The 6,431-nt window shown below is 32.1% G+C and carries 12 protein-coding genes; 2 read left to right on the top strand and 10 right to left on the bottom strand.

What is annotated here, in order from left to right; genetic code table 11:
• Positions 1 to 286 precede the first annotated feature (286 nt).
• From Q326_RS0114645 to Q326_RS17565, 9 genes are all read right to left on the bottom strand, one after another.
• A complete protein-coding gene (locus tag Q326_RS0114645) occupies positions 287 to 994 on the bottom strand; it encodes a hypothetical protein (protein ID WP_026896040.1) in 708 nt (235 codons plus the stop codon).
• Positions 991 to 1,812: a sigma-70 family RNA polymerase sigma factor gene (locus Q326_RS18070; RefSeq protein WP_026896039.1), complete on the bottom strand. Its 822-nt coding sequence runs from the start codon at positions 1,810 to 1,812 to the stop codon at positions 991 to 993. Before Q326_RS18070 ends, Q326_RS0114645 begins: the two co-directional genes overlap by 4 nt.
• Positions 1,813 to 1,885: 73 nt before the next feature.
• Positions 1,886 to 2,518, bottom strand: a complete 633-nt coding sequence (locus Q326_RS0114635; RefSeq protein WP_026896038.1) for a hypothetical protein — start codon at positions 2,516 to 2,518, stop codon at positions 1,886 to 1,888.
• Between the two features lie 20 nt (positions 2,519 to 2,538).
• Positions 2,539 to 3,108 carry a terminase small subunit gene (locus Q326_RS0114630; RefSeq protein ID WP_051531533.1) on the bottom strand — a complete coding sequence of 190 codons (570 nt, stop codon included), beginning with the start codon at positions 3,106 to 3,108 and terminating at the stop codon, positions 2,539 to 2,541.
• Between the two features lie 515 nt (positions 3,109 to 3,623).
• Positions 3,624 to 3,971 carry a hypothetical protein gene (locus tag Q326_RS0114625; RefSeq protein ID WP_169733593.1) on the bottom strand — a complete coding sequence of 116 codons (348 nt, stop codon included), beginning with the start codon at positions 3,969 to 3,971 and terminating at the stop codon, positions 3,624 to 3,626.
• A 26-nt stretch (positions 3,972 to 3,997) separates the two neighbouring features.
• Positions 3,998 to 4,228 carry a DUF739 family protein gene (locus tag Q326_RS0114620; protein ID WP_034602493.1) on the bottom strand — a complete coding sequence of 77 codons (231 nt, stop codon included), beginning with the start codon at positions 4,226 to 4,228 and terminating at the stop codon, positions 3,998 to 4,000.
• 60 nt (positions 4,229 to 4,288) lie between these two features.
• Entirely contained in the window at positions 4,289 to 4,477 is a 189-nt protein-coding gene (locus Q326_RS17575) for a helix-turn-helix domain-containing protein (protein ID WP_034602490.1), read from the bottom strand.
• A 16-nt stretch (positions 4,478 to 4,493) separates the two neighbouring features.
• Entirely contained in the window at positions 4,494 to 4,703 is a 210-nt protein-coding gene (locus tag Q326_RS17570) for a hypothetical protein (protein ID WP_034602481.1), read from the bottom strand.
• A gap of 2 nt (positions 4,704 to 4,705) precedes the next feature.
• Positions 4,706 to 4,909, bottom strand: coding sequence for a helix-turn-helix domain-containing protein (locus Q326_RS17565; RefSeq protein ID WP_034602479.1), 204 nt, complete (start codon positions 4,907 to 4,909; stop codon positions 4,706 to 4,708).
• 170 nt (positions 4,910 to 5,079) lie between these two features.
• Here Q326_RS17565 and Q326_RS18065 point away from each other — a divergent pair, with 170 nt between their 5' ends.
• Positions 5,080 to 5,529 carry a helix-turn-helix domain-containing protein gene (locus Q326_RS18065; protein ID WP_051531531.1) on the top strand — a complete coding sequence of 150 codons (450 nt, stop codon included), beginning with the start codon at positions 5,080 to 5,082 and terminating at the stop codon, positions 5,527 to 5,529.
• Positions 5,530 to 5,702: 173 nt separating this feature from the next.
• Complete coding sequence (locus Q326_RS0114595) at positions 5,703 to 6,113, top strand: tyrosine-type recombinase/integrase (RefSeq protein WP_026896034.1); 411 nt, start codon at positions 5,703 to 5,705, stop codon at positions 6,111 to 6,113.
• A gap of 37 nt (positions 6,114 to 6,150) precedes the next feature.
• Here Q326_RS0114595 and Q326_RS0114590 read toward each other — a convergent pair.
• On the bottom strand, positions 6,151 to 6,431 hold a 281-nt coding region (locus Q326_RS0114590), incomplete at its 5' end, for an ATP-binding protein (protein WP_026896033.1).

The raw sequence follows: 6,431 nt of genomic DNA, 5'->3' as shown, positions 1-6,431 counted from the left end.
GTTGAAATAGTAAGCCTTAATCCAACCGATGATTTATACAAAAACGAGAAGCTTAAGAAAAAAGTTCTATGACAACTTACTTGACAAACACCGCTTCCCATGTCTTGGTGGTTCATTGATCACCAAGACTTCAGCATCAGGATCTTCATAAAAGTCCTGAAGTTCATTACATAGATTCACCAGGAACTTCCGATCAGGTTTATAAAAATCAGGTGCTTTCAGATTGCAATAAAAAAAGAACTCACGTCTTGCAAGTTCTATCTTGGTTAACAACTTCAATTTTTCCTTATGCACTTAAAACACCACCTGTTGATTGATACAACCCCCTTCTTATAAGTTCAACATCTATCATGTCCAATGATAACTGCTGGTATCTATTCTTATTTTTTCTTCTACTTCTAATTGCTTTCATTTCAAGAAGTTGTACAGTTGATGTTCTCATATGATAAACAAAGATCTTCTTCATCAACTCATAATCACTATTGTCTTTATTCAACACAATAAGTCCATGATCAAACATAACACCATATCCTGCAGTGATAGGATGATTAAGGATCACTGGTTGAATGTCTTGAAGTTCTGAAAATTTCGCTGACCATAAATAATTCTTAATTAATTCAACATCAATCTTCTTTCTACACCCTAAAGCTTTTAATGTTTCATATTGTTCCAATGCTTTTTTCTGAAGGTTAAAGGCTGTTTGATAGCTGCAATCCATTTCATATGCCACATCTGACCATATCTTATCCTTGATGTATTTAAGATCCAATACCATTGAATACTTTTCATTTGGTATGGAATAAATAATTCCTTCAACTGATTCTTTTTCAAGTATCAATTTATCTATTTCTTCTTTCTGACTTTTAAACTTCATGACTTTCTTTTGTGTTTCAATATCAGAAAAGTCCTTTTGATACTTCAATTCATTTAATTTTTCAGTGAGATCAGTTGTCATTTCACTGATTCTTCTTTTTAATTCAATGTATTCATTCATTCTTCTGACACCCCACATTTTGACATAATGTTGTCTAAAAGATCATCAATAATTTCCATCTTCATGATCAATTTATCAGGTGATTGGAATTCATTAAATGATTCTTTTTTCTGAATAACCATTTCAGTATACTCAACCTGATATTTACGCATGAAGGCTTTCCCTTCTTCACTTCTTCTTATTGTCCTGATCCCTTCACTGATCAGATACTGAATTCTTGATTTTCCCATATTATATTTGTCTGCAAGTTCATACTGGTTTATAGGATCACCATTAAGACCATAATATTCAACAATTAAAGTTGCACTGAAGTCATTATCCAATACCTGATCAAGTAATGAAAATAGATCATCCCTTAATTCTTCCAAATAAAGTTCTTCTTCAATCTTTAAAAATGGATTATCAGGATGTAAAAATTCTGATGTTTCATCAGGAATGGCATCCATCAGGGTTGCACCATCAGTGCCTTCAACAATTTCATTTAAACTGCCAACTGATACATCTTTACCACGTGAATATGACTTATGTGTTCTACTTCTATTAGATGTAATCACATCTAGTATTCTTCTTGAAATCAAAACACCTGCAAATGATGAGAATTTATTAACGTCATCTTCTCTAATATTAAACTTTGATGCAGCTTCAATAAATGCAATCCATCCTTCTTGCTGCAAGTCATTGAAATCAATAACACCTGGACAATAATTTTTGTATTTATTGGCAAAGAATTTGACCAAGTTTTTATGCTGCTCAATCAATTCATCTAATGCTAATTTATAACCACTCTGATATTGGATTACAAGTTCTTCATTGGTCAAACTTCATTCACCCCCTTAAATAGAAAAGCTGCACTAATGCAAAGTCAATCTAAGCACCAATGCAGCCATATGATTATTCTTCTTCACCATTCATACTTTCTGAAATCTGATCAATGGAATCCACTGAATCTTTAAATAAATGAACCTTCAATCTTCCTTGATAGGAATTATCAAATCCATTCAAGATCTTTCCAGCGTTCCCTTCAACGTCTTTCAATTGATCCAGCATCTTCATATAATTGTTTGTGTCCTTAAAGGTATTTTCAAACCGATTTTCAAGGCTTCCTGCAACTCCAACAATTGCATTCTTGAATATAGCCATGGTTTCATGATCACCCTTAAAAGGCTTCAGAATTTCATAAGCCTGATCATCTGAAAGGTTTTTTCCAGCCATTTCAATAAACTTCAACGCATTTGAAATCTGAACTTGATAATCTGCAGGTTTTTCTTTTGGTTTCCCAAGAATAGAAGGCTTTTCAGTCTGAATAATTTCCTGCAGCTTGTTGTTATACTTTTCATCAAGAAGCTTTAAAGTGGATGTCAATTCCTGTTTAAGTTCACTGATCACATCCAACTTGTATTGTTGCGTGTAACCTGAATGCCTATTTGTCTTATTTATGGCATCATCATATGCCTTTCTAATCTCTTTAATTTCTTCAGAATACTTTTCCATCACTGGTAAAACTGCATTTTTAAATTTTCCCATTTTAATACATCCTTTCATTCCTATAATTTTTTTAATAGATCTTTCAATTCTTCAGTTGTCAATCCTTCATATGGGTTGTTAATGTTCCCCGATAATTCAAGCTTATCTTTAAACAATCCAAGAATCTTTCCAATCTTATCAAGGGCATCAAGCTTGTTATATAGCTTAAAGGTGAAAACACCCTTTGAATTGATTGATACTTCCTGGATCACCTTTCCATCAACCTGGTCACTGTTTAACACTTCAATGATAGGTGAATAATCAATTATTGGTTCACCAGTGTCCTTGTCAGTGGTAATAACAGTTTTTTCAGTCCTATATGAAAGATAATCCTTAATGTCAGCAAATCCAATCCTTGCAAGTTCCTGAATAACTTTATCCTGTGTTATTTCAGTTCTTTCCTGAAGTGCCTTCTGACGTTCCATAAGATACTTCTGAACCTTAACATTTCTTAACAACCTTGCACTTGCAGCTGCAGCAACTTCATCCTTCTTCACTCTTTGATAAACTGCCTTATATGCCCTTGTTGCATTTAGATCAATCAAGTATTCATCAATAAATCTCTTTTGGTTATCTGTCAGCTTTCCCAAATTATCACCTACCTTTCAGCTAAAATGAAAATGGATCCTTCAGGTCGGAGGTAAACCCAAAGAATCCATTTTCTTAGAATATAAAAAAAAACACCTGGCGCAAACCAAGCGTTTCTTTTTATAAATCTCACTATATAAATTATAGCATATCTTTTCCCATATCAAAAGGGCATCAAAAGGACATTCAATCTACATGATCCCATGTACTCATAATAAAATATGCTAATAGGACACATTAAAAAAGGTGAACCTTTTGAAAAAAAGAAGAACCTACTTAAAGCATTGATTTTACTGGGTTTCTAGTGATTCGGGTTCAAGGGTTCACCTTTTTCCCTATATATACTTATTTTTTATATATTATATATAGTAATTATTAAATAGTAAGTATATATAATATAAACATCTATATAATAAGTGAATATATTGTTGAACCTTGAACCCATACCCTGAAACCCCTTGATATATAAGGCTTTAAAAAGGTTCACCATTTATTTAAAATGATGAACCTTTTTAATTTACTTTGAACTTTTCACAAATATTCTAAATTTTATTCCCTTTGATTTCTTGTCAACAATCATAAAATCATAGTGATTGGTGATGTATTTAGAAAAACCAATCTGTGTCATGAACCCTATTTTCATTTTTTCACATACATCCTTGTACATTTTATATACTTCATTAGTTGGCTTATAGGTAATATCCACTTCATTGATCATCTTTTGAATTACCAACTTGGATTTTTCAGTAGATAATTTGTGCTTTGGTTTGTAATGTGGTCTTAGATCTTTCTTTTCCAATTCCACGCATATCTTTTTAAATTGATTTTCTGAATTTTCGTCAAATAATATCATTTGTTTCATCATTTATCATTCCTTTCTTGAATTTGAATTTACCGTCTGATCACTTTTGGTTCAAAGAAATATTTGTGTATTTCTACTGGATCAATCTTCAGCAGATCAGCTGCCTTTTCAATTTCTGTTGCAGTGAATTCAGTTGCACCCTTCAGCCTGGAATTAATCCTTTGCTTTGTCATACCAAGCAGCTTCCCAAAAGCCACCATATCACCATACATTTCATTGATCCTTGCTTCCAGCTTTTCATGATTAAAAATAATAAACATTTTCATTCCCCTTTCTTATAGATAAAAGTTCACTTCATCCTTATAAAGTCATGGTTCACATCACAACATGACCTTCATTTCAAAGTATTTACGTGAAATTTTTCCAGCCACTGTTATGAAACCCTTTTCTTCAAGTTCTTTATTGAGTCGCTTCATAATTCTGTAAGCTGAAGATAAGGAAACATCAAGAATATTTGCAACATCTTCAGCATTGTAAAATCTTGATTGTTGTATTACTGCATTACTCATATTAAATCATCCTTTCTTATAGATAAAAGTTTACTTCATCCTTCAATCTGACTGGATTCCATCCAAGATACTTTCTTAATATGTTCATTGAATCAATCAAAGCTTTGATTTCATCATAATATGGGTTATCTAAAAGCTTCTTGTAGTTCCCTTTTCTGTGTTCTTCAATAAACCAATCCAGCAGCACTTCAAAGTGTGGCTTCATTCCTTCAATTACATGATCCATTATTACACCACCATTTCTTGATTTTGCTTGAAGAAGCCCAATGGTACTTTTAAAGCATCACAGATTATGAAGTATTCTTCTGCTGAAATTCCCCTGTTACCGTTGAGTAATGCGTTTACTGAACTCATGGAAATTCCAAGTTTCTTTTGTAAGTATGATTGCTTAATACCGTTTTCTTCTAAATATGACTTGATTTTTTCGTTCATGAACATCATCATTCTTTCAGTTTGTTTGATATTTATTTCAGTTAATCTGATATTTATATTTTAACGGTATCTGTTCTAAATGTCAACATAAAATATCAGAATATCTGAAATTTTTATCTTGATTTCTGATATATGTTTGTGGTATTCTATTATAGAAGGTGGTGATAACATTGAGTGTCATAAAAACTGTGATTGGTAAAAACATTACCAAATATAGAAAGCAACAGAATATTTCACAAAAGGACTTTGCTCAAAAGTTAGGTGTTACTCAATCCAGGGTTTCAAATTGGGAACATGGAACAAATGCACCTGACATTGAAATGTTATTTGAAATCTGCAAGATCTTCAAAATACCAATTGATGAAATATATGGCTTGGAAGATTCTGAATATAAATTTTTTCAATTGTGTGAATGGTTATCCGTTGCAGGATTTTCTATAGAAGAAGATTTGGATAGTGAAAATGATTTTTATTTGATAAATAGTGATGAGAATGGTACTGTGGATTCAATGCAGAAGCAAGATCTTATTAACTTGATAGATAAGATTATGAAAGATGGTGAAGATTACAAAGAAAGATATATTGTGAACTCAATAAAGAGTTATTTTTTAACCAAATAAACAAAAAAAGAACCCTGGTGCTACCAACACCAAGGATCTTTCAAATAGATACTATTCGGTTCAGATGCCCGATATAATACCGATCATATCAATCATATTATATCATTCAAGCACCTGAACTGCAATGGGTGTATTTTTTATACCCAAAATTGAAACAAGAAAGGAATGATATAATGCCAGCATACAAGGATGAAGAACGTGGTACATGGTACTGTTCTTTCTATTACACTGATTGGATGGGAAATAAGAAGAAAAAGATGCAGCGTGGCTTCAAGACACAACGTGAAGCAAAAGCCTTTGAACGTGAATTCTTGGAAAAGTCACAAGCATCACCTGATATGACTTTTGAAAGCCTTGTCACTATATACATGGAAGATTGCAAGTCCAGGTTGAAACCAACCACCTATTCAGGGAAGGAATTCCTGATCAATACAAAGCTTTTACCATACTTCAAAGGGATGCCAATCAATAAGATTGAAGCATCCACAATCAGAAGATGGCAAAATGAATTATTGGATCATGAAAACAACTATTCACAAACATACTTGAAAACTGTTGTATTTGTCAACCGAAATTTCCTCTAAATTCTAATCGAATTCTCCTCTAGTTAAGGTAAAAAAATTATTGCTTTTCTAACCAAAGTTTAGTTTCTTTTAATCTATAAGAATTACCATTCATATTTACAATATATGATTTATGTGTAAGTCTATCTATTATTGCAGCTGTCATTACTGGATCTTTAAATATTTCATCCCACCTTTCAAATGATAAATTTGTAGTTATTATTGTAGATTTTCTTCCTGCTCTTAAGGAAAGATAGGTGAATAAGAGCTCAGAGGCTTCTTTATCAAAAGAAATATATCCAAGTTCATCTGCTATTATCAAATCATATTTCTCAAATT

It is taken from the genome of Clostridiisalibacter paucivorans DSM 22131, assembly GCF_000620125.1.
Taxonomy (GTDB): Bacteria; Bacillota; Clostridia; order Tissierellales; family Clostridiisalibacteraceae; genus Clostridiisalibacter; species Clostridiisalibacter paucivorans.
The sequence above is the reverse complement of the archived record's forward strand: the minus strand, read 5'-3'. Positions and strand labels throughout refer to the sequence as shown.